This window comes from Arthrobacter sp. SD1074B (genome assembly GCF_056780195.1).
On sequence record NZ_JBRAZT010000001.1, the window covers coordinates 2,700,266 to 2,726,286 of the forward strand.

Below are 26,021 nucleotides of genomic sequence, written 5' to 3' on the forward strand. Positions count from 1 at the left end.
TGCGGAGCCGTTTGCCGGCAGAAATGACTCGCTCCTCACTGGTTCGAGATAGCTTCGATGCTTTCCAAGACGTACCTTGCTTCGGAGTCTGAATCCTCACCGGCGAAAGACACTTCCTTACGGATGACTGCAGACACGAAGCTTGAGCTGCTGACAGTGAGTCCATCCGCCTGGGCGTGAGCCTCATCGGTCATTGCGCCCTTGTAAATCTTCGCAGAGGCCGCGTCGTATATCTCGAATCGCTTCGTTCGGAGAGTGAGGCCTGTCAATGTTGCGCGTGAAAGTCTCAGTGTTTCACTGATGGGTGTCACATCCTCTAAGGCTTTGAAAGCCTTAGCTGCTGACTCAGCGCTCATGCGGGTGGAACTTACCACATCGGATCCTACGAGGGCGGTATCCAAGGCTAGACCACTCCCTGTCTTCACAAGGGGTTCCAGCAAATCCTTGAAGCGCAATCGAACTCGGCGTGAATGAGACCTGAGTGCATCAATTATTGCTCTGGAGTCTTCGTTCGCAGCCACGGCAACGAGCGCCTGGAACTGACTGAAGACTTCACGAGTTACATGTTCCTGCTCGAACAAGACTTGGCTGGTATCGACCGCCAAGACAATGACAAACGACGCTGCTCTAAGCCCAATTACAGTCGTCTGCACGTCAGCAAGGTTGGCGCTGTTGTAATCATGCGCCAAAGCATCAAGCTGGCCTTGAATGGCAGTCTGCAAACGGCCCGAATACTTCGTTGGAAACTCGGTTATATTATTTGTCGATGATTCAACCTCGAAGGCAATTATTGACCTTCCCTGCTCGGCAGAAATTCTCGAAAGCTCAGTCGGCGAATACTCGACCGTCGTGTCCGTCTTCAGTTGAAGTCTTGCGTCCGCCGCCGGAAGCCACGCCTCAGGGATATCGCTGCCACCGATCACCTGAACCTCTGGAGACGAAAGATCTTCCTTAGTGAAGTCCCAGGTCACTACGTAGTGACCATCAATCAACGAATTAGCGAATACGTCGCGGAACGCCACGAGCCCCGCCCGAACCGCGTTAAAACGCTCTGGTCCCATCGTGGCGAACAAGAACGTCAGAGTGTCTTCCTCGTCGCTCTCTTCTACGCAGTTACCTATGTAGTACAAGGGTAGGCGAGTGGAACGCATCGCGAACGTGCGGATACCGTCGTACTCAAAATAGGTCTCGACGTGCTCAAACGGGGAGCCAAAGAGTGGTAAGCCGTAGAAGTCAATCACGCTGCCTACCTCGACTCTTCGATTACAACCGCGTGGGGAATCAAGTCATATGGTGAAGTCCACCAATCGTGATGAGTATCTGCAACGTCGCTTGGCGTCTCCAGAACATGACCCATGTGCGGAAGTATTTCAACCTCTGCTAATGACTTCTTCGCAGCCCATGGGTTGATCTTCCTGGCCTCTTGGATGGCATCGAGACTTCGGAAAACAGAGAAAGCATGGGCCCCACACACGTCAGTCCGCCCAAAATATGGACCGCGCCCCTTGTATGGCTTCCGCCAGGAGCCTTTTACCGGGATGCTTCCGATTGTTAAATGCGCTTCGGTCAAACGATAAAAGATGCCCTCCGTAGGCGCACTTGCGGGTGGAGGGCATGCTTCAGGCATTGATGCGTCAATCACCGTCCGAGACTACCCCGAAATATTTCTCGCTGCTTGTCGAGGCACACGTGTCGCCACGATCCCCCTTGCCCCTTCGAGGACACCTACACATTCAGCAGGGCCGGGAGATTGAAAGTCGGACTTAGACACGATGGCGAGGCGAACGGGGACGCCCCTAAAGTGCGCCTCATCGGCAGGCAGAACGTCAGGCCCCTCAACTGGCTTCCAGCGCTTTCTTCAGTGCTGTCGGGGCTGGCAAGTCCAGCCAAAGCCTCGAACCATCCAGACGGCAGGTGACTTGCAACGAGTCCAGACCGTCCAGGATCGGCGCAAGCGTGCGGGCTTGCGCTTCTGACAGGTACCCCACCTTCCGAAAGTCGTCACGGACCACAGCCACCGCATTGAAGTCGGCAGAGTTGCGCCTGTCTCGGACCAGGAATGCAAGGTGCATGTCGAGTGCCTGCCGCTCACGGTCACTCAGATAGAAACTCTGCCCGACACAGCGGCGCGGCGTCGTCTTCAGTTCAGGGAAGGTCATGGACTGTCCATAGTTGACCTTGTGACGTTTGATCGGCTCCATGGGCCGAGCCTAATGCCCCATCAAACTCAACGCTGTGCGGAGATTCGGCGTTTCCTCTCGGAGCCAAGACACACGAGACTGCCCTCCACTCCAGGACCTGGCCCCGCGCCAGTAAGGGCAGCGGCTTTGTTCGCTACAGGCCAACAGCCGTCTGTGGCGTGCGCATCTGCGGATACTGATCTGGAAGGGTCCGGCGGCTACAAAAACAATGTGATCGTGTGGTTGGGGCTGAGCTGTCGGGCCCTTCAAGGGCCCTCCAAAGCACCGACCAATGGCCCCCGTAGACATGACGCCCAAGTAGGTAAGAACGACCTTCCGAAAGCCCATCCCCGGGTCATTCGGTTTTCCCGCGCCAGTAAGGGAAACAAGGCCACGGGAGCCGGATGTCTGACATTTAAAAACGCGCATTCGATAGGAGATACTTCCCTTGCCCAAAACACCCCGTCGGCACTGCACTCTGGACGACTGCGGCTTGCCGCACCACTCTCACGGACTCTGTGCAGCACATGCCCGCAAACGTCTCCGCGCACGCCCGAAATGCATCGAACCAGGATGCGCCACCGAAGCAATAAAGCTCGATCACTGCCGGCGCCACGAAGGGCGGTTGCTGGAACAACTACCCCTTGGCGAGTTGGACCGCCTGCTAGAGGAAGTGGCCGCGCAGATCGCAGTTGATCCCCTAACTGGCTGTTGGTTATGGACAGGCAGTTTGGACGGCGAGGGGTACGCGCACTGCAAGGTTTCCGGTAAGGACTGGCTGGTACACCGACTCATGTATCTGGTCTTTATTGGGCCGCATCCACAGACGCGGCAACTCGACCACCTTTGCGGGGGTCCTGCTGCTGACGGGCAGACCGAGTACGACCGTCGGCGCTGTGTAAACCCGCGTCACCTCCAAGCGGTGACGGCGAAGGTGAATGCGAAGCGACGGGTCCGTGTTAGCGGCCATGAAAAACTGCCCGTAGGCGGCCACGGAACTGCCCACTGACGGCCATGAAAACTGCCCGTTGGTGGCCATGAGATCTGCCCACTTCCTTACTGAACCCTGCCGCTTAAGCGGCGGGAGCCTCTCCCCGGGGTTTGATGACGGTGTCTAGTCGCACCAAAGTCGCCCGGGAAGAGGCCCTAATGAAGTTTGACGGAGAAATCATGGAAATACTCGCTGCGTATGATCTGACCGGATCGTTGCGCGCCGCCGCGGAACTCACCGGCTGCTCGCACCACACGGTCGCCAGGCACGTCGCTGCCCGCGACGCCGGCCAGCCGATCGCCGAACCGGTCTACCGGGGCCGGGTCACCGATGCGTACCTGCCCAAGATCGAGGAATGGATAGAAGCGTCCAAGGGCAAGATCCGTGCCGACAAAGCCCACGCGAAACTCCGAGACCTCGGCTACGAGGGTTCGGAGCGCTCGACCCGCCGGGCCGTCGCCCAGGTCCGCGCTGCCTGGCGGCTCGGCCATGTCCGGGTGCACCGGCCCTGGATCACGGAACCGGGCATGTGGCTTCAGTACGATTTCGGCGACGGCCCCGTGATCGAGGGGAAGAAGACCGTTTTGTTCGTGGCCTGGCTGGCATGGTCCCGCTTCAGGATTGTCATCGCGCTGCGGGACCGGACGGCGCCGAGCGTGTTCGCGGCGCTGGACCGCAGCTTCCGTGTCATCGGCGGCGCCCCGACCTACGTCCTGACCGATAACGAGAAGACCGTAACGGTTTCCCATGTTGCCGGGGTCCCGGTGCGCAACCAGCAGACGGTCGAGTTCGCCCGCCACTACGGGGTGACGGTGTTGACCTGCCAGCCGGCTGACCCGGCGTCCAAGGGCGGCGTGGAGGCCTCGGTGAAGGTCGCCAAGGCCGACATCGTGCCCAAGGACACCAACCTGCGTGCCGACTACGCTTCCTTCGCCGAGATCGAGGCGGCCTGCCAGGCGTTTATGGACGAGGTCAACCACCGTGAGCACCGGGCCACCCGCCGCAAACCCGTGACGATGCTGGCCGAGGAAGCGCCGCGGTTGCACCGGATCCCGGACACCGCGCACACCGTCGCGTTCGGGCTCTCCCGCAGTGTCCCGGAGAACACGCCGATGGTCACCTTCGAGAACGGGCAGTACTCCGTCCCGGCGTATCTGCTCGGCGCGCGGGTGTTCGTCCGCGCCCACGGCGCCGGAGCCGACGAGCAGGTCATCATCGTCCACCTCGGCGGCCAGGGGCCGGTGGAAGTCGCCCGGCACCGGCGCGCCCGGCCCGGCAGCCCGGCGATCAACGACGCCCACTTCCCTGACCACCGGCCGAAAATCCCGGGTGAGTACACGGTGAAAGCCAGGACGGCCGCGGAGACGGAGTTCCTTAGCATCGGCGACGGCGCCCGGACCTGGCTGCTCGAGGCCGCAGCGGCGGGCACGGCCCGGATGAACGTGAAGATGGCCGAAGCGGTCGCCCTGGCGAAGATCGCCGGGCAGTCCGAGGTCGATCAGGCCCTCGGGACTGCGGCCATCCATGGCCGCTTCGCGAACAAGGACCTGGCCTCGATCCTGAACGCCGCGAGCACGCGAACGACCACCCATGCTGCCGGGGAGACCCGGTCCTTGACCCAGGGCACCGCCGGGTGGGCGGCGATTGGCCGACCACCCGTTGCCGCCCGTGTTGACGGCGCCCTGGAGGAAAGCGCGTGAGCCCGGTCCCGGTCACCGCGCCCGTACTGGCGCCGGAGCTGGAGGCGTTGATGCGGCAGTTGAAGATGCCCCATGCGCGGGCGCTGGCGCCGGAACTGATCGCGACCGCCCGCGCCCAGCGCTGGGAACCGGCCGAGGTCATCAAGGCACTCTTTGTCGAGGAAGTCGCCGGCCGGTCCCGGTCCATGCTCGCCACCAGGCGCAAGGCCGCGGGCTTCCCGACCGGGAAGACTTTCGACACCTGGGACCCTGACGCCTCCTCGATCCCGGCACCGACGCAGCAGGCGCTGCGGACGCTGGAATGGATCGGGCGGAAGGAAAACGTCGTGATCTGCGGCCCCTCCGGCACGGGCAAGACGTTCTTCCTTGAAGCCCTCGGCCAGCAAGCCGTCGAGGCCGGCCTGCGGGTCGCGTGGTTCCGGCTCGAGGACCTCGGCGCTCTGATGCGCGCCCACCGCTCCGATGACAGCGTCACCAGAGTCGTCGCCCGGATCCTGCGCGCAGATTTGGTGGTGGTCGATGACATCGGCCTGTTGCCGGTGGGCACGGACGCGGCCGAGGGCCTCTACCGCCTCGTCGACGCCGCCTACGAGAAACGCTCCATCGCGGTTTCCTCAAACCTGCATCCGGCCGGCTTTGACGAGCTCATGCCCAAAACCCTCGCCACCGCCACCGTGGACCGGCTGCTGCACCACGCGCATGTCTGCCAGACCTCAGGAGAATCGATCCGCCTCAGCCAGGCACTGGCCGGAAAAGGAGTCACCCCAATGAACTAAACCCACACCCCAACATGGCCAACGCCACCGAACACCCGGTGGGCAGATCTCGTGGCCATGAGTGGGCAGTTTTCATGGCCACCAGCGGGCATTTTTGCTGGCCGCCCGTGGGCACAAACTATTGGCCATTGACAGGTCCGCAGGGCCCGCCATCCCGGAGCCGATTTCTGGACGGACGCGGATGATCTCGGCAGGACCTCCATCCCGCTCATGCTCTGGGCTGCCCGGCACGGCCTCCCAGGAGCTGTGCCGGGGCACTGGAGAACCAGGGAAATCAACAAGAACCAAAAGCAAAGGAACCACGAGATATGACGGAATCAGCAGACGGGTATGAATACTTCCGCCGCATGAAGAGCGGTAAGGAGCATATCGCCGGGGCCGAAGCGGCTTCGGACCCGACCCCTCCGACGGACCCGGCCACCCTTAACTGGGACCCCGTACCCCTCGGCTCTGATCGCTGGAAGGCACCCAACGATTCAAGGGTGTTCAGGTCCGAAGACGAAGCCCGGCGCGCCGGACAGACTGCTCGGGGCCGGGCCGAAAGGGAATACGCCAACTACGTGAATGCTTTGATCGTTCCCGCAAAGACGCCGGGCCAGGAAGCTGCCGAAGAGGACGCTGCTGCGAGGGCCAGGGCGATGAGTGAGGGTGTCCCTTCTGAAACTTGGGATAACTCGCCTGAGGTGCGCTCCAAGTACCTGCCGGACTCCAGGAGCGGGGCCGAGCACTGGGAAGAGTACAAGCACAACCGCAAGCGGTAGGCCCTTGGCGTCGCGGCGAGCTGCTGGGGCTCGCCCGTCTTGGCCACAAAAGTGGGAACACCATCTAGTTAAGGAGAGAGTTGGGAATCAAAGATGTAGGAGCAGTCGACGGCACAGTCGCCGACGGATGGGGCGGAGAAATCGCTCAGGTAGGTCCCGGGCTTTGGCGTGTCTGGGGGCGGCTGTATTACAGCCTGGGCGCGGCGCGGCGCGGAAGGATTGCGAACGCCCCTAAGGGGAAGCGGAAGAAGCGCGTTGCCCCTCGCAAGTTGAACGAACCGAGGTAGTCAGGGCCTGGTGAGGCGGGCGGCGGGGCACTCGATGGCCCCGCCCTAGCCCCACGTCAGCGTTCACGAACCCGTACAGAACCCCAGCCGCTATCACCGCCGGGGGGCGCTAGCCGCTGCGAAGGGGTTACCCCCACCCCGCCACCCCGCATGGTGTCACCTAGACTCCAGCATCATCACTTCCTTGAGCGCCCGGTACAACCTCAACCGGTGACGCACGGTGACGTGTTAGGTTCGTCCTCGGTCTTCTTACGACGGCGCAGAATTCTCTCAGGCGGAGGCTACAGTCGAGCGGGAGTTTCACTGCCGCTTCGCTCGCAATCCGCGCTTGCGTAACCGTTGCGCGACAGGATGCGGTCCAACGCATATAGGGTCTGCGCAGGAACCGTGCTTGGTCCGTGGCGAACGCCAAGAAGGGGAAGCACCGTTCCTGGCATCGTCGCTGAGTGAAGGCCGATCTCAATGTACGGCACAACCGTCTCTCCAGACCGGTAGTGCTCCTCGTGGACCTCGCCCCAATGCACCATGCGCCACTCCCGCTCACTCTCGAAGTCGGGGTGCTTGAAACGGTACGAGGCCCTATCCACCTGGCCCCAATAGAAGGGCAAGAAAGTTGACAGCACTTCCATCGGTCCGATGTCCGCGACTGCATCTTGCATCACCGGCATTTTGCAAAGGTCGACGAGTTGCTCAATTAGCCGCGAGACATACTCCTCGTGGAAGGCCCGATCGTAAATTACTTTTATCAGGGTAATGCCAGGATTTTGACGGCCAGCGGCATTATATCCAGGGATAGGTGAGATGTCCCCCGGCAGTTGAAGCGCAAAACCCTGTTTGCCGCCGTAAGCACGCCACTGGCTCAATGAATTGTCTTGGTCGGAAAAGCAAGTGAGGTAGTAAGGGGTCCGCTCGTACACTGCCGGCTTTGGGGCATCTGCGATGTGCTCAAGAAACACTGCTGCCAACCCCTCATGCTTCCCGAGAAAATCTCGGCGGACGATCTCTCGAGCAACATCGGCGGTGTAGGAGAGCTCCGAGCTGTCATTCAGAAATCGATAGTCCGTCGACCAAAGACGCCTGCTGGACAGAATTCCGATGAGGCCGCCAACATCGGTGTAGTGATGCACCGAAGCTGGCAGAGGAGCTGCGTCAAGATCAGGAAGTGCATCTTGAAAGTCCATCAAGTAAGCGTTCGCGCGCTCAATCAGTTCTGCCTTAATCACCCGTCCACTATGGCATATGAGCCCCCGAGAGGGCGCGTGAATTGGGCGTTTGACGGGAGCTCCCAACCGCCTGTTTTGCTCAGGCGAAAGAAAAGCGGTCTGTCATGGCCGGAAATCAACGAGCACATCGGGGCAGAAACGTGATGACTCGCATGCCGACACCCTCAGGGCGTCTCACAACCGATCGGTTACGAGACAGCACGATGAGACACCTTCGGTCCCACGCAAATTAAGGGGCCATGCTGTCTCGCTACCATGTCTCACAAGCGTCTGTTAATCTGAGTGTATTCAAACACCCTTGCGAGACACTTTCGGGAGGAAGTCATGGGGAAACTTATCGGGTACGCCAGGGTATCCACGAAGGGCCAGGATACCGACTGCCAGGAGACAGACATCCTCGCGGCGGGCGTCCGCCGCGACGACCTGTACATGGATCGGGGCGTCAGCGGGGCTAAGGCCAACCGCGCCGGGCTGGATCAGGCCCTTGCCGCACTTCAGGAGGGTGACACCCTCGTAGTCGCCACGCTCGACCGCTTGGGGCGGTCTACGCAAAACATGCTGAACCTCGCCACCGATTTGAAGGACCGCGGAATCAATCTCCGCGTCCTGAACCTTGGCGGCGGCAATGTCGACACCGCCACTCCGATGGGCCAGATGATGTTCACAGTTATGGCGGGGCTGGCTGAAATGGAGCTTGCCATCAAGCGCGAGCGCATCAACGACAGCGTGAGCAAGCGTCGCGCGAAAGGGCTGGACTTGGGGGGCCGCAAGGCGCAGTTCACCGACAGCCAGATCGGGAACGCAAAGAAATTGATCGAGGGCGGCAAGCCGGCTGCCCAAGTCGCGCGCGACCTAGGGATGTCGCGGGCAACTCTGTACCGCCGCATCTCCCAACTGGCTGGAGTCTAGGAGGCGGCCACAGAGCCGCCTCCCGCTCCCTGGTCCTCGTCCGGCCAATTCACGTCCCCAAACTCGCTCAGAATTGCTTCCGCTTGCTCTCGAGTCCGGAAGCCAGGAATCACGTCGAAGTGCATGGTGCCGTCGACGCGTACCAGCGTCAGTCCAGGGATGTCGACCAGCACCTCAAAATCCTTGTTGCCGTCAGTCACGTATTCACCTCTGTCCCGCCGATGACAGTCCACGGTGTGGGGCAGTCGGCCGCGGAGGAGACTGCAACTGCATCATCCTCCCGCCATGCGGCAACCAGATTAAGAATCGCTTCTTTGGCGAGTGGTCCCCGCGGATCATTCCTCGTCTTCACGACGACTCTCACAGTGTCAGGATCGAAAATTCTGGGAGAGCCTTGGGAATGCTGGAGAAGAATGACATTGCAGACCTGCCGGACGTAGTCCCGGCGGCTATCGATAGGGCTGTCGAACCACTCCGCGGCATGGGGGCCGCTCATATCCGGTTCCCATAGGCGAAACCTGCTTTCTGGCAGCCGAGCAGATAGAGCGGCCTCTTCTAAACGTCGTTCCGTGTCTTCCAGTTTGGAACGTATGCGGGCCGAGGTCGTTGCCAACTGGCCCATCGTTATCACCCCGTCAGCGGCCAAAAGTGCCGCTTCGTTCAGACGCTCCCTCAGGGCGGCGCCTTCGGCCCCAAGTTCCTCCAGCTCCTGCGTTGGCACCGAATTGCTTGCCCGTTGTGCTGCCATGGTTTTGTAGGCGATCATGTGTCGGTTCACCACACTGTCCACATAAGAAATCCTCTTGCCGACGTGACCCCGCCCTTTTTCATGACAGCGATAGACCATGTATTTCTGATTTTTTCGACCAGTCGCGGTGGCCGACCGTACCAAGGATCCGCACTCGCATTGCGCGATGCCCGCCAACAAATGCCGCGCCTTGTTGGACTGGGAGCGTCGGCGCTGAGGGTCGGTAAGAACGGACACAACAGCACGCCAAACGTCCTCCGAAACCAGTGCGGGGAACGTCGACGGACCGATCACTTCCCCTTTGTAGACCGCGAAACCTGCGTTTCTCGGGCGCATCAGCATCTGCCGCAGTTGCGCGTAGCCCCAAGGCTTGCCAACGCTTGTTGCGATCCCCGACGTGTTCAGCCTGGCAACGATTGATCCAAGGCTTTGTCCTTGGAGAACTGCATTGCACGCATCGCGTATGGCTGAAGCCTCTATGGGGTCAGCTTCTGGAGTGCCGTCCACAAATCGCCATCCGAAGGGGCGGCCACCTCCCAGCCATTCCCCTTTGATGGCTTTCTGCTCCATAGCTCTGCGGACTCTTGTGGCTTTCTGGTCGGACTCGTACCGGGCCGCTGCGCCGAGCATGCGGGCAATCATTTGCCCCGCATCGGTGGCGAGGTCAAGTTCGCCGGACTTTACGGCGAAGGTCCTAACCCCGTGAGCCTTACAAACGTCGATGTATGCCTCAAGCTCCAACGGGCTGCGGTGCAGCCTGTCAGTGTGCCAGCAGAGGACTGCTGTTGCTTCGCCGCGCTCAAGGGCGGCAAGCATCTCCGAGTAAGCCGGTCTCTTCTTGCCGGAATAGGCGCTGATGTCGTTGTCCACAAAAACCCGCGAAACCGTGAGCCCCCGGTCTGCCGCCAGCTTGCGGCAGTCTTCCTCCTGCCGCGAAACACCGAGCCCTACTCCGTCCCGGTCCTGGCTGATCCTGCAGTAGATGAAGGCCGCACTCTCCATGGCCGGATATTAATCCTTGTTGTGCCTGAACGTCTATCCGCAAGCCCGGAATTCAAAGCGATTAGCATGTCCAGGCTTTCGGCTTCGCGGACCTCGCCGACCACGAGCCGGTCCGGCCTCATCCGCAGGGCCTCCTTCACGAGCCGCCGCATGGGAATCTCGCCCTCCCCCTCAAGGTTCGGCTGCCGGCACTGGAGTCCCACCACGTCACGCAGCGGGAACTGCAGTTCGAAGATTTCCTCCACCGTCACCACCCGCTCCCGCGTGCCGATGCTGGCGGCCAAGCAGTTGAGCATGGTGGTTTTGCCCGCCTGCGTGGCTCCGGAGACCAGGATGTTGAGCCCGCTTGCGACGGCGGCCCCCAGAAAGCGGGCCGCCTGCGGCGTCAGGGTGCCCAGTTCCACCAGGTGTTCGAGCCGGCTGGCCTTGACCACGAACTTGCGGATATTGACCGCCCAGTGCCGCCGCGTCACATCCGGGATGACCACGTGCAGGCGCGAACCGTCCGGCAGGGCGGCATCCACAAACGGCGAGGAAATATCCAGCCGCCGCCCCGAGCTCTTGAGCATGCGTTCGACGAGGCTGTGGACCTGCTGGTCCGTCAAGGCGATCGAGGTCAGCTCGGATTCACCGTTGCGGGCCACAAAGATTTCGTCCGGCGCATTGAGCCAGATCTCTTCAATAGCCGGGTCGTCGAGCAAGGGCTGCAGGGCGCCGAAACCCGCCACCGCGTCGAAGACGAACCTGCGGGCCTGCTCCAGCGGGCCGATGGGCGGAAGCGGCGCCAGCAGCGCACGCTCGTCGTAGTCGCTGATCGCCTCTTCCACCAGGCGGCGGACTTCGCCGCTCTGCCGCAGCGGGTCCAGCCCGCGGCGACGGATCAACTCACGGACTTCGCCTTCGACGATGCGCACAGCTTCCACGGTGCCCCCAACATGACCGCTACCCATCCCCCTGGGGCAGTGCAACTGGGGTTAAAACTAGAGGAGGCGCGGCAATCAGACAAGAGCCCCGCTTGCACCTGTGGATAAGTGCCCGGCGACCCGGCCTGGCCGGGCCGCCGCCCGGGAACGCTAGTCTGCGGCCACTCCGGCAGTCTCGGCGACCGCAGCGTAGCCCTGCGGGTTCCTGCTCTGCCAGCGCCAATGGTCCTCGCACATCTGCGCCAGGTTCCGGTGCGCGGACCAGCCCAGGTCGGCGAGCGCAGCCGAGGGATCGGCGTAACTGACGGCGGCGTCACCCGGGCGGCGGGGGGCGAATTCGTAGGGCACCGGGTGTCCGGCCGCCTTGCCGAACGCCTCGATGACCTCCAGGACGGAGGAACCGCGGCCGGTACCAAGGTTCCAGCGGAATACGCCTACCCGGGTGCCGAGGTAGCCCAGCGCGGCAAGGTGGCCGGCGGCGAGGTCCATCACGTGGATGTAGTCTCGCACCCCGGTGCCGTCCGGTGTCGGGTAGTCGTTGCCGAAGACCATGACCTTTTCACGGCGCCCGACGGCCACCTGGGCAACGAAGGGCAGCAGGTTGTTGGGGATGCCGCTGGGGTCCTCGCCGATCTGGCCGGATTCGTGGGCGCCCACCGGGTTGAAGTAGCGCAGCAGGGCAATGCTCCAGCGCGGGTCGGCGGCGCACAGGTCCGAGAGGATGTCCTCGATCTGTTCCTTGGTCCGGCCGTACGGGTTGGTGGCATCCAGCGGAGCCTTCTCGATCAGGGGGACTTCCTCCGAGGCGCCGTACACGGTGGCGGAGGAGCTGAAGACCAGGCGGCGTACCCCCGCGGCGTCCATGCTGTGCAGCAGGTTGAGGGTGCCCACCACGTTGTTCTGGTAGTACATCAGGGGTTTTTCGACGGATTCCCCTACGGCTTTGAGCCCGGCGAAGTGGATGACGGCTTCGAAGCCGCCCTCGGCGAAGACGGCGTCGACGGCGGGGGCATCCAGCAGGTCGACCTCCCGGAAGTCCACACTCTTGCCCGTGAGTTGTTCCACGCGATGCAGGGACTCCGGGTTGGAATTCATCAGGTTGTCAAGGACAACCACGTCGTGCCCCTCCTCGAGGAGGGAGAGCGTCGTGTGGGATCCTATGTAGCCGGCGCCGCCGGTAACCAATACCTTCATGGGTTCCAGTCTAAGTTGCCCGGCGGCGGCCGGGACGCGCCGGGCCGCACAACGGAATGGTCACAAGTAACAGAACTAACACTGGCAACTCTGGTTTCACCGGGTACCCGGTGCTAACGTGGCCGCGTCAAGACCCAACCGAATTGACTTAACGGTGCCCGATTATGCGGACGACCGGCCATCGCGAACCAGATGGTGTGCTGTGCACAGCACGCCATCGCTCCGGAGAGACGCACATGAACCCGAACCCGGCAAGACGACGCACCCCGTTTGTCAAACCCCTCGCTGCCGGCCTTGCCGCCGCTGCACTCTCGTTGGCCGCACTCCCGGTGCCGGCAAACGCCACGGCGCCGGCCCCCGCGCCGTCGCCGGCGACCAGTGTCACGGAGACGGCGACGGCGAGCCCGAAGCCAACGGCCTCCCCAACGGGGACCGCCACTGCCTCCCCCACGTCCACGCCTACTGCGGCGCCCACTGCCGCGCCCACCGCCACCACTTTCCGCGAGGCCATGGCGGCGGCGGCGGGTCCGGGCGGCGCCGAGATGGGCCAGAGCAGCAAGGGCTCGCACGCGGCCCGGACCGGATCGTCTCCGGCCACCGAGGGCACCTGGTCGCCGTCATTCGGCGTCAAGGGCCTGGACGTCAGCTACTACCAGTCGGGGGTCAACTGGCAGACGCAGTGGAATCTGGGCGCACGCTTCGCCTATGTGAAGGCCACCGAAGGCAACTACTACACCAACGCTTCCTTCGCCGCGCAGTACAAAGGCGCGCGGCAGGTGGGAATGATCCGGGGCGCCTACCACTTCGCCAACCCGCTGGCCTCCTCCGGTGCTGACCAGGCCAGGATCTTTGTCCAGAACGGCGGGGGCTGGAGCGCCGACGGCTACACGCTTCCCCCGGTACTGGACTTCGAGGCCAACCCCTACGCCGGACAAACGATCGACGGTTTCTACCAGGGCAACAGCTGCTACGACCGGTCCCCCAGCCAGCTGGCCAGCTGGGTGCGCGATTTCGGAAACACCATGAAATCGCTGACCGGGCGGCTCCCGATGATCTACACCAACACTTCATGGTGGAAGCAGTGCACCGCCGACGCGGCAGGCTTCGGTGACTACCCCCTGTGGACCGCCTACTGGCCGAGCTCCGCCAGCAACTACGCCGGGCCGTTGCCTGCCAGCTGGAGCGCCTTCTCCTTCTGGCAGTACAGCGAGTCCGGCCCCTTCGCCGGCGACTCCAACGTCTGGAACGGCGACTACGAGGGGCTGCGGCGCTTCGCCTTCAACTCGGGTCCCAGCCTGAACACCGGCGTGGACGACTTCAACGGGGACGGGCTGAATGACCTCCTGAGCATCCGCGCCGACGGTGCCCTCTGGTTCTACCCCGGCAACGGCCGGGGCGGCTTCGGGAGCCCGGTCCGGATTGGCACCGGCTGGAAGGTTTACACCCGCATCATCGGCGTCGGAGATTTCAACGGCGACCGCAGGAACGACTTCGTCGCCATCCGGCCCGACGGATCCATGTGGTTCTACGCCGGCACCGGCAGAGTGGGTTCCGGCAGCCAGGGCTATGCTCCCGCCGTCAAGATCGGCAGTCCCGACTGGGGCACCTTCAGCCAGATCACCGGCGCCAGGGACTTCAACGGGGACGGGAAAAGCGACCTGATCGCATCCCGCAAGGACGGGACCCTCTGGTTCTTTGCCGGCACCGGAACCGTCTCCTCGACGCAAAGCGGTTACGCGGCTGCCCGGAAAATCGGCTCGTCCGGCTGGAATGCCTTCACAAGCATCGTCGGGGTGCGGAATTTCGGCGGCAAACCGAGCAACGACCTGGTCGCGACGAAAGCCGACGGCAGCTTGTGGTTCTACGACGGAACCGGCACCGTCTCGACGACGAACGAAGGCTACGCCCCGGGCGCCCGCATCGGCACCTCGGGCTGGAACGATGTCCTTGACCTGCTCGGAACCGGGGACCTCGACGGCGACAGCAAGGCGGACCTGCTGACCCGCCGCCGTGACAATTCGTTGCTGCTTTATGCCGGGACGGGCATGAACGAGGCCGGCTACAAACCCGCCGTCAACATCGGCAAGTCCAGCTGGAACAATTTCACCATCGTGGAGTCCGTGCAGGACTTCAACGGCGACGCCCGTCCGGACCTGCTGGCCGTGGCCAAGAACGGCGCCCTCTGGTTCTACGCCTCCACCGGCGACAACGGCTACGCGACGGGCCGCCAAATTGGCTCCGGCTGGCAGATCTATACCAAGCTTGTCGGCACCGGCGACATCAACGGCGACGGCAAGAGCGACCTCCTCGCCGTACGGCCCGACGGTACCCTCTGGTTCTACGCAGGGACCGGCGACCTGTCGGCCGGCCGTGAGGGGTACTCCCCGGCCCGGAAGGTGGGCTCGGGCTGGAACGTCTACAGCAAGCTCGTCGCCACACATGACCTGGACGGAGACGGCAGGAACGACCTGGCGGGTATCCGCCCGGACGGTTCGCTCTGGTTCTACCACGGCACCGGACGGGTCTCCGCGACCGATGAGGGCTACGCGCCGGCGGTCAAGATCGGCCGGTCCGGGTGGTCCAGCTTCCATTCCGTTGCCGGCGTCCAGGACTTCGACGGAGACGGCCTCAACGACCTCGCGGGCATCCGCCCGGACGGAACCCTGTGGTTTTACTCGGGCACGGGCAGGGTGTCGGCGGCCAGCCCGGGATACCACGCGGGAGTGAAAATCGGCACGTCGGGCTGGAACGCCTACAGCGTCCTGCTGGGCGCGGGAAACCTCAACGGCGACCGACTGCCGGACCTGGCCGCCGTCAACCAGAACGGCACCCTGTGGTTCTACGCCGGGGCGCCCAAGCGCAACAGCGGTTACAAGGCTGCGGCCTCGGCGGGCTGGCTGCCCTAGGTAGCCCTGGGACAACCGGCCCGCCCGGGGCGGCGGCTCAGGAAGCGGCGGACTCGGCGGCCGGCAGCAAGGCGCGGATCGCAGCTTCCCAGATCTTGAGCTGCGACTCGGCCGCCAGCGGTTCGGCCGCGCGGTCGGCCGCCCGCTTCCACTCCATGATCTGGCCGCGGTCCAGCGACTGGATCGTTGCGGCCAGGGCGGACGGTGAGAAGTCCGGAGTGACGGTGCCAAAACCGAACTGCTTGACGATTTCCACCATTGACGGCGAGGGCCCCACGATCACTCCCAGACGGGCTTGGACGGCTTCGAAGAACTTGTTCGGCAATGCGTTCTCCATGTTGAAGTTCGTCGGGGGAAGGAAGACCAAGGACACGTCGTAGCTGCTCAAGGTTTTCACGAGTTCGGCGTAGGGCACTGGTTCGCGAAACCTCACCGCGGGGACATCGGCTGCGGCCTTCTTCAACTCGGCGACGTAGTCCGGTTCGTTGGGCATCACGATCATGTCCAGTTCAACCCCTGGCGGCGCGCTGCGCATCGCCTCGATGAGGTTCTCCAGCTTCCGGTAGCGCTGGCCCGCAGCGCTGTGGATCAGCCGGATGGTCTCGCCGACGGGCTGCGGCGTTCCCGCCGCATAGGGCGCCGCGTTGGTCACCACCTCGGCGGCAACGCCGAAGTCCAGGGTGTACTGGGCCGCGATGCCGGGAGCGACCGTGGTGAGCGAGCGGGCACGGGGCAGGTAGGTGCGGCAGAGCCACCGCATGAACGGTGCGACGAACAGGCGCCACTTGGCGTCGTCGTCCTTTTCCTTAGGGGCAAACTCATGAAGGTCCGAATGGACCCCGTACTTCGGCTCCAGCTCCAGGGCCAGAGGGAGGGTGTTCAGATCGTTGGCGAGGATGACGTCGACGGAAATCCCCTTCAGCAGCTCCCGGGCCTGCCGGACCGCGGACATCTTGTCATACGCCCGCCGGTAGCGGCGGCCGAGCAGGCCAATCCTGTCCGAAGGCCACCCGACCGCATCCGCCGACAGGGCGAAGTGTTCATCCACGCCGTCCGGTGCCGCCCCGTATCCGCACGTGATGAGGTGGTACTTCCCGCTGAACAGCCCCACCTGCTTGAGCACGCGCGGGTCTGACCGGATCGGTGAAAAGGAAATGATGAGCAGTCGGGGCAAGGCAGTCATGCTTCCATCATTCCAGACAGCGGGGCCGCACCCACACGGCTGGCCCGGAACCGGAGGCCGGGCGGAGTCGACGCTCTCCCGCTAGAAAATGTTCCGCAGGAAGCGAATGCGGGAGGCGAGGACAGCGAGGGCAAAACTGGCCACCAGGGTGGCAGCGTAGCTTGCGAAGGCCGCCACGATCGACCGGCCGTCATGGACCGCCGGCACGTTCAGCCTGATGGCTTCGAAGACCAGCAGGTGGACCAGGAACACGCCGAAGGAGGCGCCGGAGAGGGTGACCAGCATCCGCCCGGCCGCGGCGGCAGGCCTGATCCGGCCGAACAGGGACCTGGCCGACAGGAAGACCGCCACGGCCAGCATCATCACGGTCAGTGAGAGGTAGCTGACCGGCGACACCACGTTCAGAACCGAGGCCTGTCCCCGGTGTCCGTACTGCCACAGCAAGAGTGCCGCCAGACCCGCGGCGACGGCGACGGCAGCGGCCAGGGACCGGCCGCTGAGCCTGACGTCCCTGAGCGCCCGGCCGGCCACGAAGTAGCCAACATAGGGCAGCCAGTGCGTGAAGATGTTCAGGCTGATCGGCCTGGCAAAGCCCAGGGCCGCGGTGACGCCGGGCGCCATAAAGGCCAACGCCGTGGCGGCCAGCAGGACGGCCGCCAGGGTCTGCGCACGCCGCGGGCCGCCGTCCTGCAGGAACGCCGTAATGAGCGGGGCCACCAGGTAAAGACCAAGAATCAGCCATAGGAAGTACAGCTGCGTGAAGACAGAGCCGTCGAAGAGCAGCTGGGCCACCCTGGCTGGGGGCAGGTCTTCTCCGCGCATCAGCCAGCGGACGCCGACCAGGTACACCAGGTGCCACACGATCAGTGCCGGCAGCAGCCGCACCGCCCGCTTACGGTAAAACGCCCCTGGCGCCGTCACCCGGTTGGATGGTGCCAGCAGCAGCGCGCCGGAGATCATCACGAACACCGGGACGACCCAGATGAACGGGATGTCCAGGGCGGCCGCCAGCCACCAATTGCGGGACTGGGGCTTGGCGTGCCCCACCACGTAGCCGAAAAGGTGGATCGCTACGACACCGCAGATGCTGAGGATCCTCAGGATATCCAGCGAGTAGTCCCGCGGCGGGGCTTCCGCGTCGCGGGCTGCCGGGCGGGTCCCCAGCCCTGTCACTCGGTTTCCTGCATCCGTTCGGAAAATACGGCCGAGGAGGCCTTCGGCGCTTCCTTGAGCCACGGCCGGGGTGTTTCGTCAATGGCGATCCGCCGGGAGAGCTGGGTGAGCGTTGTTTCCATGTGCCGGAAGCGCTGGTAGGTAGTGGCCATGAAGACCATGAAGCTGACGACCAGGCCGTAAAGGACAAGGTCGGTGCCGCGGCCAATGCCGAGGAAACGGGCCAGCATGGTCAGCAGCTCGGGGAAGAAGATCGAGAGCGCGGCCACTACCGCGAATATGACCAGCATGATCCGGCGGATGGCCAGGTGCCGGGCATTTGAACCGCCCCGCATCAGCGCCAGCGAGACGACGATGACGGCAAGAACGAGGACTATTTGAACTATGATCTGCAATTTCTCACCTAAACAGAAGGTCAGCGAGGATGTTGACGGAGTTCAGCAGGGACTGGCCCTTCGCCTTTGAGTAATCGGTGTAGATGATCTCAACAGGGTGCTCCACCCAGCGGGGATTGATCTCGGACACCTGGTGGATCAGCTCCGAGGCGTGTGCCATCCGGTTCTGGGTGAGGTGGATCTGACGGGCGACGTCCGGGCCGATGGCGCGCAGACCGTTGTGCGCGTCGGTCAGCGCCATCCCGGTTGCCAGCCGGGACTGGACCGCGGCGGTCCGCAGCACCAGCCGCTTGGCCGGGGACAATTTGGTACGCCCGTCCAGGAACCGCGAGCCCAGGACCAGATCGGCTTCACCGGAGCGCACGCGTTCGGCCATGGCTTTGGCGTCCTCAACCCGGTGCTGGCCGTCGGCGTCGAACGTCACGATGCAATCAAGTTCCGGATCCTGGAGTGCGTACTCGAAGCCGGTTTGAAGGGCAGCGCCCTGGCCCAGGTTGACCGGGTGCTGGACGACGACCGCGCCGGCACGCCTGGCCACGTCCTGCGACCCGTCGCTGCTTCCGTCATCGACGCACACGACGTTCGGAAACTCTTGGCGGATTCCGTCGATCACTCCACCAACGACGGAAGCCTCGTTGTACATCGGTATGACTATCCAGGTGCGACTCACCCGTCAAGTATTCCATAGTCGGCACGGCCGGGCGGGGCGCCTCAGCCTTCCGCCTTCCCGCGCAGGGCGTGCATCATGGCGATCGGACCGTGCACGAGCGGGGCGGAAGTGTGGCGTCTCAGCTGCCAAACGGTCCGGTTGGCGGAGACGTCGGCAGCCACGACCACGTCGGCGGCGAGCAGCGCAGCCTGCAGCTCTGCCCGGGCCGCTACGGACCTCGCGAGCTGCCGGGATTCCCGGTTGTCCCGGACCAGTCGTCCCGCGATGCCCAGCGGGCCGCCCTTGCGGGCGACGGCGGCGATGATTCCGTCGAGGCGCCCGGGCACGGCCGGCGGGAGGGCGACGACGTCCAGCCCGGCGGCCGGTGACACCGGCGCAGGGCCGGGACCGGCAACCACCAGGGCGTCGCCGCTCAGCCGGGTGCCCGTCGCCGCCAAGGCGTCCTCGGCCCGGCCCCACAGGTCGTTCAGGGTCGCCTGGGGGTTGGGGCTGCGGCCGACGACGATGCCGAGGCGGAGGGCTCCGGTTGGTTTCATGGCTGGGGACTCCTCTGGTCTTCGGCGAGTGGTTGCTGGAGCGGGTGGCCCACGAGCCGGCGCAAATCGGAAATGACCGGCGCCAGGATGGCGCTCCGCGCGAACTGCTGGCCGTATTCCCAGGCTGCCTGCCAGGCGGCGCTGTCCGGCTGTGCCAGGGCTTCGGCGCAGGCCTGCAAGGCAGCGGCGATGCCCGCGGGCGTGAGGTCCTTGGCCGGAAACCACAACGGATAGTCACGGAGCAGTTCGGTGGCCGCATTGCCCAGATCGTGCACCGAGACGATGGGCAGTCCGGTTGCCAGGTACTCGGCGGTCTTGCCCCCGGTGACGTACTTTCCGGTCGAGAGCAGCAATAGGAGCGCATCTACCGTGCCGTAGAAACGGGCCACATCGCGTTTCGAAATCGGCCCTTCGTAGCTCAGGCCGTTGCGTGTTCCGGAGCCGAAAGTCTCGAGGATCTCCGCGCCGGCCGCGCCCGAGGCGCTGAGTTTCCCACGGAACACCGCCTCAGCGCCGCCCTCAGGGCGGGGAAAGGCCTGGCCCCACCCCTGCAGGAACTCTGTCATTGGCATGTTGACGTACTGCAAGGTGCCCAGATATCCGAAACGCGGGTGCCGGGTCTGCCGGACCGCAGGCGGGGCGTGTCCCGGCTGCGGGTCGAAACCGTTGGCCACCACCCGCATCGTTGCCGCCGACCCGGGATACCGGGAGGCGTATTCGTCGCGGATCCGGTCGTTGACGAACCATGATCCGGCGGCTTCCGCCAGGAACCGGGCCTCCAGCTGGCCCCGGGCGCTGCCCGGGCTGAAGTCCTCCGCGCCGGTGATGGTGTTGAAGGCCCAGGCGTCGCGGTAATCCATGATGTAGGGCACGCCCGCCAGGCAGCGGGCCACGCCGAACGCCACATAGGGGCTCGCGGACGCCATTATGAGGTCCACCGGCTTTTCGGCGTGGATGTCCCGGGCCGCCGCGCTGGCAGGCTCCAGCCACGCGCCATGGAAGTCCTCCGGGAAGTCCTTCCGTCCCCGCCGCCGGGCAACCTCCTTCCACAGGTAGGGCGCCTCGATCCGCAACCGGGAGAACCGGCGGAGGTCGCCGCGGGCAAGTTCCTCGGAACCGCCGTCGTCCACCTGGACGACGCGGATCCGCGGGTCCACTGAATCCGCGAGCTTCTGGTCCACTCCGGAGATTTCGGACCAGATGTTCCGGTCCAGGGTCAGCACCGTGACTTCCCAGCCGTCCTCGGCGAAGGCGTTGGCCACCGCCGTGCAGCGGTAGACGGACGAGGCAGTGCTCGGCGGAAAAGCGAACGCTACGTACAGCAGGTGCGGCTTGCTCATGCGGACCTGCCCAGCACCTTGGCGTAGCCGGCTTCCAGCGTCGGAAGCAGGCCGGCAGCCCCGTGGTGGAGCCGTACGTATTCCGGTCCCTGCAGCTTTCCGGACACCGTCACGGGATCCGCCAGGGCCTCGCGCACCGCCTGGCCGACGTCTGCGCGGTTAACACTGATCGTGGCAAGGTCCGCGCTGTAGCCCCCTACCTGGTCGGCGAAGACCGTTGGCACCCCGATGCCGATGGCCTGCAGCTCGCTCGCCGCCAGGATTCCGGCGACCTGGCCCACGGCGACGTGGGCCTGGGCGATTTCCGCCAGGAACTGCTTCTTCGGCATTCTGGGCAGGAGCCGGACCCCCAGTTCGGCCGCTTCTGCCGCCCGGTCACCCCAGTCCAGGCCGACAATGTCCGCTCCGCCCGGGCCGCCGGCCGCGGCGACCACCTCGGCCGCGGTCTGCAGCAGCGCATCCCCTCCCTTGGAGGCATCCCAGCGGGACGGGAAGATGACTCTCGGCCGGGTTGCGGGGGCCCACGCCGGCAGCTCGTCCATATCCACGGGGACCGGCAGGTACTCCGCGTCCGGACGGGCACGTTCGGCCTTCTCGCGCAGGTCCGGCGTCGTGTACCAAACCTGGCCGGCGCGGTCGATGTCTTCCTTCAGGGCCGTGTGGTGCTGGTCCTGCCAGTAGTTTTCGCGGATGTCGGTGCCGTGCAGGGTCAGGGCATAGGGCCGGGCGAGCGCGCCACGCGCCCAGCGGGCCCGCCCGCCCATGTTCACGTGCCACAGGCTCGTTCCCGGGTAGGCCAGAAGCTGTTCCGCCCGGAAGCGGTAATAGGCCGCTTTTCCCCCGCCCCGGGTCCAGGGACCCTGGATGAGCCGCCACGGCAGGCCTTGCCGGCGGCCCTCGGCCACCAGCGTTTTCCCGACGTCGGCGCAGTCGAACAGTTGAGTGACTCGGATCTTCTGACTCATGCTGCCCATCTTCTCATTTCGGCAGTGAGCGGATGCCCGCGGCCCGGTACCGCGGCGACGGCGGACCGGGCCGCCACGCAGGGGCCGGCCCGGCACCCCGCGTAGTATGGGAAGGATTCTTCCCCCGCCGTCCTGGAGTACTCCTTGAAACACCTGCGCCGCACGATGCGCGAGCTGCTGCCTCTCCTGCCCGCCAACGCCAGGCGGTTCCTGCTGCTCTTCGGCGTGCTCTCGGCGGTGCTGTCACTCCTCGATGCTGCGGCGCTGGGCGTCTTTGCGCTGGTCCTGAACCAGATCCTCAAGGGCGGGGCCATGACCCTGCCGGTCCTCGGCACGATCACCCAGGAGTTCAGCCTGCTGATCCTGGTTTCCTCGGCCCTGGTCATGATCCTGAAATCCATGCTGAACATCTGGCTGCAGTGGGTGTCCACCCGCAAGTTCGCGGACTATGAACTGGAGATTGGCTCCATTCTGTTCCAGAGCTACATCCGGGCCCCATGGACGGAACGGATGAAGCGGTCCACCACCGAACTGGTCCGGATGATCGACGTCGGCATCGCCAACACCGTATCGGGCGTGCTTTTCCCGGCCGTGACGCTGCCGGCCCAGGCACTGACGTTCGCGTCGGTGCTGGTGGTGCTGGTCGCCGCATCGTGGCAGACCGCCCTGGCCACCGTTATTTACCTCGGGATCATCGCGGCGTTCCTGTACCTGTGGCTCTCGAAGAAGTCGTATGAAGCCGGAAAGGTGAACCGCGACGCCGCCATGCGCATGTCGACCCTGGTCGCCGAGATGCTCGCGGCGCTGAAGGAAATCACGCTCCGCGACAAGGCTGAGGAAGTGGGAAACATCGTCCTGCACAGCCGTGAACGTGCCGCCCGCTCACGGTCGAACATCAGGTTCATGAGTTCGGTCCCCAAGTTCGTCATCGACATGGCGCTGATCGGCGGTTTCCTGCTGATCGGGGCGGTGGGCTACGCAATCGGCGGCATGGAAACGGCAATGTCCTCGGTGGCGATCTTTGGCCTGGCGGGTTTCAAGCTGGTTCCGGCACTCACCACGGTCCAGGCCCAGCTGACCCTGGTCCAGTCGACCCTGCCCTACACCGAGACGGTGATGCGCGACATCAAGGACGCCGCGATTTTCCGGGAGAACGCCGAAAAGCTTGGCAAGACCCCGATCACCAGCGAGCCGAAGATGCTTGAACTTAAGGACGTCGAATTCACCTACCCGGGGGCCGAGGGCCCGGCGGTCACCAATATCAACCTCCGGCTGCCCATCGGCTCATCCGTCGGCATCGTCGGGCAGTCCGGGGCCGGCAAATCGACCCTGATCGACATCTTCCTTGGCCTGCTTACCCCCTCCAAGGGCACCATGACCCTCGACGGCGTGCCGCTTGAGCAGGTGCTCTCGGACTGGCGCAAGCGGGTGGGGTATGTGCCCCAGGACGTGGCGATCTTCGACGGCTCCGTCGCACAGAATGTGGCCCTGAGCTGGGGCGGGGACATCGACGAGGAGAAGGTGCGGACCGCGCTGGAACGCGCGCAGCTCCTGGACACCATCGATGCCCGCGCCGGCGGCGTCCACGGCCGGGTGGGCGAGCGGGGCCTGGCCCTCTCGGGCGGGCAGCGCCAGCGCCTGGGCATCGCACGGGCGTTGTACATGGACCCCCTGGTGCTGGTGCTCGATGAGGCCACCAGCGCGCTGGACACGTCCACGGAAGCCGCGGTGGCGAACGCCATCAGCGAACTGCACGGTGAAATCACGGTCATCTCCGTCGCGCACCGTCTCTCCACTATCCGGAACAACGACCAGATCTGTTTCATGAAGGAAGGCAGCGTCGTTTCTCAGGGGACGTTTGACGAGGTCATCCGCCTCAATCCGGACTTCGCCCAGCAGGCCGCCCTCGCGGGGCTGTACACTCCGGACGGGTCAGGACCCGGAGGCTTCGACGCCACGCGACTGGCCGGCAGGAACGCGGCGTCCTAGCGCCAATTACCTGCCGCTTGAGGTAGCAACCTCACGGTACAGCGAGTCCAGCCGCGCCACGTAGGACGCCGCGTCATAGCGCGGCAGCGCCCACGCCGCTCCCCCAAGCCGGCTGGCCGCCGCCCGCGGGTCCAGGAGCGCCCCCGCGACCTGCTCCACGACCTCGTCCTCGGAACCTTCCAGCACCGGAGGCACCGTGCCGTCGTCGGGCCGCGGTAGCCGCCGGCCCAGGGCAGCCATGGGTGCTCCCATACAGAGCGCCTCAAATTCACTGGTGGCAAAGTTCTTCGTCGCCTGTCCGATGGTCAGGTGTGCGCGGGACACCAGCCGGTGGAACTCGGCCTGCGGCATCCGTTCCAGCAGTTCCACCCCCGCGTCAGCCGCGGAGCCCGCGCCCGGTCCCCAATTCAGCCCCAGCATACGGGTCTGGGGACCGACGGCCGCGCGGAGGGCGCGGGCCAGCCGCAACTGCTCGTCAACTCCCTTGTCCTCATCCCAGCGCGAAACGAAGACAATGGTGGGTTCAGCCGACGGCTCCCACGCCGGCAGGGCCGCGGCATCAACGAGCGCCGGCAGGAACTCAGCGTCGGGACGCGCCGCGTGGGCGTTGTCTGCGGTGTCGTTGTTGGCGAAAAAAACGTGGGCGGCACCGTCGATCGCCCGTTGGATTTCGTCGTGGAACTCCGGGTCCCGCCACTGTTTACGGATGTCCGTGCCGTGCAGCGTCAGCACGTACGGCCGCCGCGGCATGCCCCGTTCCCGCAGCAGGCGTGCGCTGGTGGCGTAGTGGACGTGGACGACATCGGCGCGCAGCAGCTTCGCGGCCCTGCGCGCAACATAAGGGACAAACCGGGCCCTGGCCAGGACCGGGCTGGCCGGTGCCGCCGTCAGTGGGCGGACCTGTTCGGGCGGCAGGTAGTCCCAGGTGATACCGGCCCGCCCCGCGGCGCGGACCATCGACCGGGCGACGAACGCACAGTCATTGAACTGGAGGACCCTCGGGTGGTTGCTCACTCTAGCGCTCCGATCACTAGGCACGGGCCAGCGCCGCCACGTAGGCACGGTCGAACCGTTCCCCGACAGCGTCGGGCGAGAAGCGCGAACGGATGGGGTCGGCGATGACCTCCGCGGGGACGTCTTTGAACGCGGCCTGCGCCGCCACGATCGCCCGTCCCAGCACCTCCGGGGCGGCGTCGTCCACCAGGCGGCTGTTGGCGTCGTTAGCGTAGTCGCTGAAACCGCCCACCCGCGTCGCCACGACGGCGCGGCCGGCTGCGAGCGCCTCGGCAGCCGAGGTGAAGAAGTTCTCCTGGGCCGTGGGCAGGAAGAAGAGGTCAGCGTCGGAGAGGTAGCCTGCGACGTCGGAAGGCCTCACCGATCCCACCAACCTCACCTGCTCCTGCAGGCCGAGCCGCGCGGCCAGGTCGTGGCACTGCGCGCGCAGCGGCCCCTCGCCGACCCAGGTCAAGTGCGCCTCCGTGCCCTGGTTCCGGAGCCAGGCGATGGCCTCGATGGCCTCCTGGGGCCGCTTCCGTGCGATCAGGCCGCCCACCGCCACCAGCCGCAACACCGGCCCAAACGCCGCGGCGGTCACGGCTGCGGGCCCCTTGACCACGCAGGGGATGGTCACCGCCGCGTGCGGCCGCGCGAACTTCTGCATCTCGGCGGCGAGTTGGCCGGTGACACCGGTGACGACGTGCGGCAGCCGGAGCACGACACGCAACCAGGAGAGCCTGGCCCACAGGGGCGACACGCTGCCGGGGTTGACGACGCCGTTCCAGTGCTCGGTGTGGACCCAGGCGGGACCGCGCCCCGCCACGGCGCGCAGCGCCCAGGCCGGGGCGGCGACGAGGACGCTGGAGAAAGCCATCGTGTGGATCGCGTCGGCCCAGGCCATTTCACGGTGCAGGGTCCGAAGTGTCTGCAGGAGGGTGAGCGGCCGGGCCGGGTCCGCGAGGATGCGGCGCACCGGCGTCCCGTCCCAGTCGCCCGAGGTACGGGCCGGCATCGCCAGCCCCCTGCCGAGCCGGACGTGGACCACCCGGACCTGGTGCCCGCGGCGCCGGATCGCGTCGACATGGTCCGCGTTGAACGGAGCCTCGGCGGGGTTCTCGTCGTGCGGATACCACGTGGCGATGACCAGAATCTTCATGAGTTCCTTCTATGGCGT

At 64.9% G+C, this 26,021-nt stretch carries 21 protein-coding genes and 1 pseudogene; 6 read left to right on the plus strand and 16 right to left on the minus strand.

All coding sequences use genetic code 11. The annotated features are described in order from the left end of the window. Positions 1–35: 35 nt before the first annotated feature. Together ACUYM2_RS12565 and ACUYM2_RS12570 are read right to left on the minus strand one after the other, a co-directional pair. A complete protein-coding gene (locus ACUYM2_RS12565; protein WP_481600358.1) occupies positions 36–1,241 on the minus strand; it encodes a hypothetical protein in 1,206 nt (401 codons plus the stop codon). Between the two features lie 594 nt (positions 1,242–1,835). Then, positions 1,836–2,201: an HIRAN domain-containing protein gene (locus tag ACUYM2_RS12570; protein ID WP_481600359.1), complete on the minus strand. Its 366-nt coding sequence runs from the start codon at positions 2,199–2,201 to the stop codon at positions 1,836–1,838. Positions 2,202–3,329: 1,128 nt separating this feature from the next. On the opposite strand from ACUYM2_RS12570, the gene istA reads away from it, so the two are divergent. The 3 genes from istA to ACUYM2_RS12585 all read left to right on the plus strand — a co-directional run bounded on the left by istA (position 3,330) and on the right by ACUYM2_RS12585 (position 6,408). Beyond that, positions 3,330–4,871, plus strand: a complete 1,542-nt coding sequence (gene istA / locus ACUYM2_RS12575; RefSeq protein WP_476975978.1) for an IS21 family transposase — start codon at positions 3,330–3,332, stop codon at positions 4,869–4,871. Beyond that, positions 4,868–5,647, plus strand: a complete 780-nt coding sequence (gene istB / locus ACUYM2_RS12580) for an IS21-like element helper ATPase IstB (RefSeq protein ID WP_476975977.1) — start codon at positions 4,868–4,870, stop codon at positions 5,645–5,647. Before istA ends, istB begins: the two co-directional genes overlap by 4 nt. Before the next feature lie 308 nt (positions 5,648–5,955). Continuing rightward, on the plus strand, positions 5,956–6,408 hold the full coding sequence (locus ACUYM2_RS12585) for a hypothetical protein (protein WP_481600360.1): 453 nt from the start codon (positions 5,956–5,958) through the stop codon (positions 6,406–6,408). 568 nt (positions 6,409–6,976) lie between these two features. Here the strand turns inward: ACUYM2_RS12585 and ACUYM2_RS12590 are convergent. Beyond that, the gene (locus ACUYM2_RS12590) at positions 6,977–7,918 is read right to left on the minus strand and encodes a DUF2971 domain-containing protein (protein WP_481600361.1); all 942 of its coding nucleotides are present in this window, start codon (positions 7,916–7,918) and stop codon (positions 6,977–6,979) included. Positions 7,919–8,242: 324 nt separating this feature from the next. Here ACUYM2_RS12590 and ACUYM2_RS12595 point away from each other — a divergent pair, with 324 nt between their 5' ends. Further along, the gene (locus tag ACUYM2_RS12595) at positions 8,243–8,827 is read left to right on the plus strand and encodes a recombinase family protein (protein WP_481600362.1); all 585 of its coding nucleotides are present in this window, start codon (positions 8,243–8,245) and stop codon (positions 8,825–8,827) included. Here the strand turns inward: ACUYM2_RS12595 and ACUYM2_RS12600 are convergent. The 4 genes and pseudogenes from ACUYM2_RS12600 to galE all read right to left on the minus strand — a co-directional run bounded on the left by ACUYM2_RS12600 (position 8,824) and on the right by galE (position 12,694). Then, the gene (locus ACUYM2_RS12600; protein WP_481600363.1) at positions 8,824–9,027 is read right to left on the minus strand and encodes a hypothetical protein; all 204 of its coding nucleotides are present in this window, start codon (positions 9,025–9,027) and stop codon (positions 8,824–8,826) included. The two genes, ACUYM2_RS12595 and ACUYM2_RS12600, sit on opposite strands and share 4 nt — an antisense overlap. Next, complete coding sequence (locus tag ACUYM2_RS12605) at positions 9,024–10,577, minus strand: recombinase family protein (RefSeq protein WP_481600364.1); 1,554 nt, start codon at positions 10,575–10,577, stop codon at positions 9,024–9,026. The genes ACUYM2_RS12600 and ACUYM2_RS12605 overlap by 4 nt, the downstream gene beginning before the upstream one ends. 41 nt (positions 10,578–10,618) lie before the next feature. After that, a pseudogene (locus ACUYM2_RS12610) lies at positions 10,619–11,500 on the minus strand (TadA family conjugal transfer-associated ATPase); the annotation flags it as partial. A gap of 150 nt (positions 11,501–11,650) precedes the next feature. Then, positions 11,651–12,694, minus strand: coding sequence for a UDP-glucose 4-epimerase GalE (galE, locus tag ACUYM2_RS12615; protein WP_481600365.1), 1,044 nt, complete (start codon positions 12,692–12,694; stop codon positions 11,651–11,653). Between the two features lie 236 nt (positions 12,695–12,930). On the opposite strand from galE, the gene ACUYM2_RS12620 reads away from it, so the two are divergent. Then, a complete protein-coding gene (locus ACUYM2_RS12620; RefSeq protein WP_481600366.1) occupies positions 12,931–15,600 on the plus strand; it encodes a GH25 family lysozyme in 2,670 nt (889 codons plus the stop codon). Positions 15,601–15,637: 37 nt separating this feature from the next. On the opposite strand, the gene ACUYM2_RS12625 is transcribed toward ACUYM2_RS12620, so the two are convergent. The 7 genes from ACUYM2_RS12625 to ACUYM2_RS12655 form a co-directional block, all read right to left on the minus strand. Continuing rightward, on the minus strand, positions 15,638–16,783 hold the full coding sequence (locus ACUYM2_RS12625) for a glycosyltransferase family protein (protein WP_481600367.1): 1,146 nt from the start codon (positions 16,781–16,783) through the stop codon (positions 15,638–15,640). Between the two features lie 81 nt (positions 16,784–16,864). Further along, the gene (locus tag ACUYM2_RS12630; RefSeq protein ID WP_481600368.1) at positions 16,865–17,956 is read right to left on the minus strand and encodes an acyltransferase; all 1,092 of its coding nucleotides are present in this window, start codon (positions 17,954–17,956) and stop codon (positions 16,865–16,867) included. After that, entirely contained in the window at positions 17,953–18,351 is a 399-nt protein-coding gene (locus ACUYM2_RS12635) for a DUF2304 family protein (protein WP_481600369.1), read from the minus strand. Before ACUYM2_RS12635 ends, ACUYM2_RS12630 begins: the two co-directional genes overlap by 4 nt. Positions 18,352–18,355: 4 nt before the next feature. Then, positions 18,356–19,021, minus strand: coding sequence for a glycosyltransferase family 2 protein (locus ACUYM2_RS12640; RefSeq protein ID WP_481600370.1), 666 nt, complete (start codon positions 19,019–19,021; stop codon positions 18,356–18,358). A 41-nt stretch (positions 19,022–19,062) separates the two neighbouring features. Continuing rightward, the gene (locus ACUYM2_RS12645; protein WP_481600371.1) at positions 19,063–19,557 is read right to left on the minus strand and encodes a hypothetical protein; all 495 of its coding nucleotides are present in this window, start codon (positions 19,555–19,557) and stop codon (positions 19,063–19,065) included. Next, on the minus strand, positions 19,554–20,897 hold the full coding sequence (locus ACUYM2_RS12650) for a glycosyltransferase (protein WP_481600372.1): 1,344 nt from the start codon (positions 20,895–20,897) through the stop codon (positions 19,554–19,556). Before ACUYM2_RS12650 ends, ACUYM2_RS12645 begins: the two co-directional genes overlap by 4 nt. Next, positions 20,894–21,862, minus strand: coding sequence for a glycosyltransferase family protein (locus ACUYM2_RS12655; protein ID WP_481600373.1), 969 nt, complete (start codon positions 21,860–21,862; stop codon positions 20,894–20,896). Before ACUYM2_RS12655 ends, ACUYM2_RS12650 begins: the two co-directional genes overlap by 4 nt. Positions 21,863–22,006: 144 nt before the next feature. Here ACUYM2_RS12655 and ACUYM2_RS12660 point away from each other — a divergent pair, with 144 nt between their 5' ends. Beyond that, entirely contained in the window at positions 22,007–23,851 is a 1,845-nt protein-coding gene (locus tag ACUYM2_RS12660; RefSeq protein ID WP_481600374.1) for an ABC transporter ATP-binding protein, read from the plus strand. Positions 23,852–23,857: 6 nt separating this feature from the next. On the opposite strand, the gene ACUYM2_RS12665 is transcribed toward ACUYM2_RS12660, so the two are convergent. Continuing rightward, positions 23,858–24,865, minus strand: coding sequence for a glycosyltransferase (locus tag ACUYM2_RS12665; RefSeq protein WP_481600375.1), 1,008 nt, complete (start codon positions 24,863–24,865; stop codon positions 23,858–23,860). A gap of 16 nt (positions 24,866–24,881) precedes the next feature. Next, positions 24,882–26,003, minus strand: coding sequence for a glycosyltransferase (locus ACUYM2_RS12670; protein WP_481600376.1), 1,122 nt, complete (start codon positions 26,001–26,003; stop codon positions 24,882–24,884). Positions 26,004–26,021: the final 18 nt, after the last annotated feature.

Excerpts from the sequence above, each read along its gene's own strand:
- ACUYM2_RS12570 (WP_481600359.1), bottom strand. The coding sequence starts at position 2,201 with ATGGAGCCGATCAAACGTCACAAGGTCAACTATGGACAGTCCATGACC.
- istA (WP_476975978.1), top strand. The coding sequence starts at position 3,330 with ATGAAGTTTGACGGAGAAATCATGGAAATACTCGCTGCGTATGATCTG.
- ACUYM2_RS12585 (WP_481600360.1), top strand. The coding sequence starts at position 5,956 with ATGACGGAATCAGCAGACGGGTATGAATACTTCCGCCGCATGAAGAGC.
- ACUYM2_RS12595 (WP_481600362.1), top strand. The coding sequence starts at position 8,243 with ATGGGGAAACTTATCGGGTACGCCAGGGTATCCACGAAGGGCCAGGAT.
- ACUYM2_RS12605 (WP_481600364.1), bottom strand. The coding sequence starts at position 10,577 with ATGGAGAGTGCGGCCTTCATCTACTGCAGGATCAGCCAGGACCGGGAC.
- galE (WP_481600365.1), bottom strand. The coding sequence starts at position 12,694 with ATGAAGGTATTGGTTACCGGCGGCGCCGGCTACATAGGATCCCACACG.
- ACUYM2_RS12620 (WP_481600366.1), top strand. The coding sequence starts at position 12,931 with ATGAACCCGAACCCGGCAAGACGACGCACCCCGTTTGTCAAACCCCTC.
- ACUYM2_RS12625 (WP_481600367.1), bottom strand. The coding sequence starts at position 16,783 with ATGACTGCCTTGCCCCGACTGCTCATCATTTCCTTTTCACCGATCCGG.
- ACUYM2_RS12645 (WP_481600371.1), bottom strand. The coding sequence starts at position 19,557 with ATGAAACCAACCGGAGCCCTCCGCCTCGGCATCGTCGTCGGCCGCAGC.
- ACUYM2_RS12650 (WP_481600372.1), bottom strand. The coding sequence starts at position 20,897 with ATGAGCAAGCCGCACCTGCTGTACGTAGCGTTCGCTTTTCCGCCGAGC.
- ACUYM2_RS12655 (WP_481600373.1), bottom strand. The coding sequence starts at position 21,862 with ATGAGTCAGAAGATCCGAGTCACTCAACTGTTCGACTGCGCCGACGTC.
- ACUYM2_RS12670 (WP_481600376.1), bottom strand. The coding sequence starts at position 26,003 with ATGAAGATTCTGGTCATCGCCACGTGGTATCCGCACGACGAGAACCCC.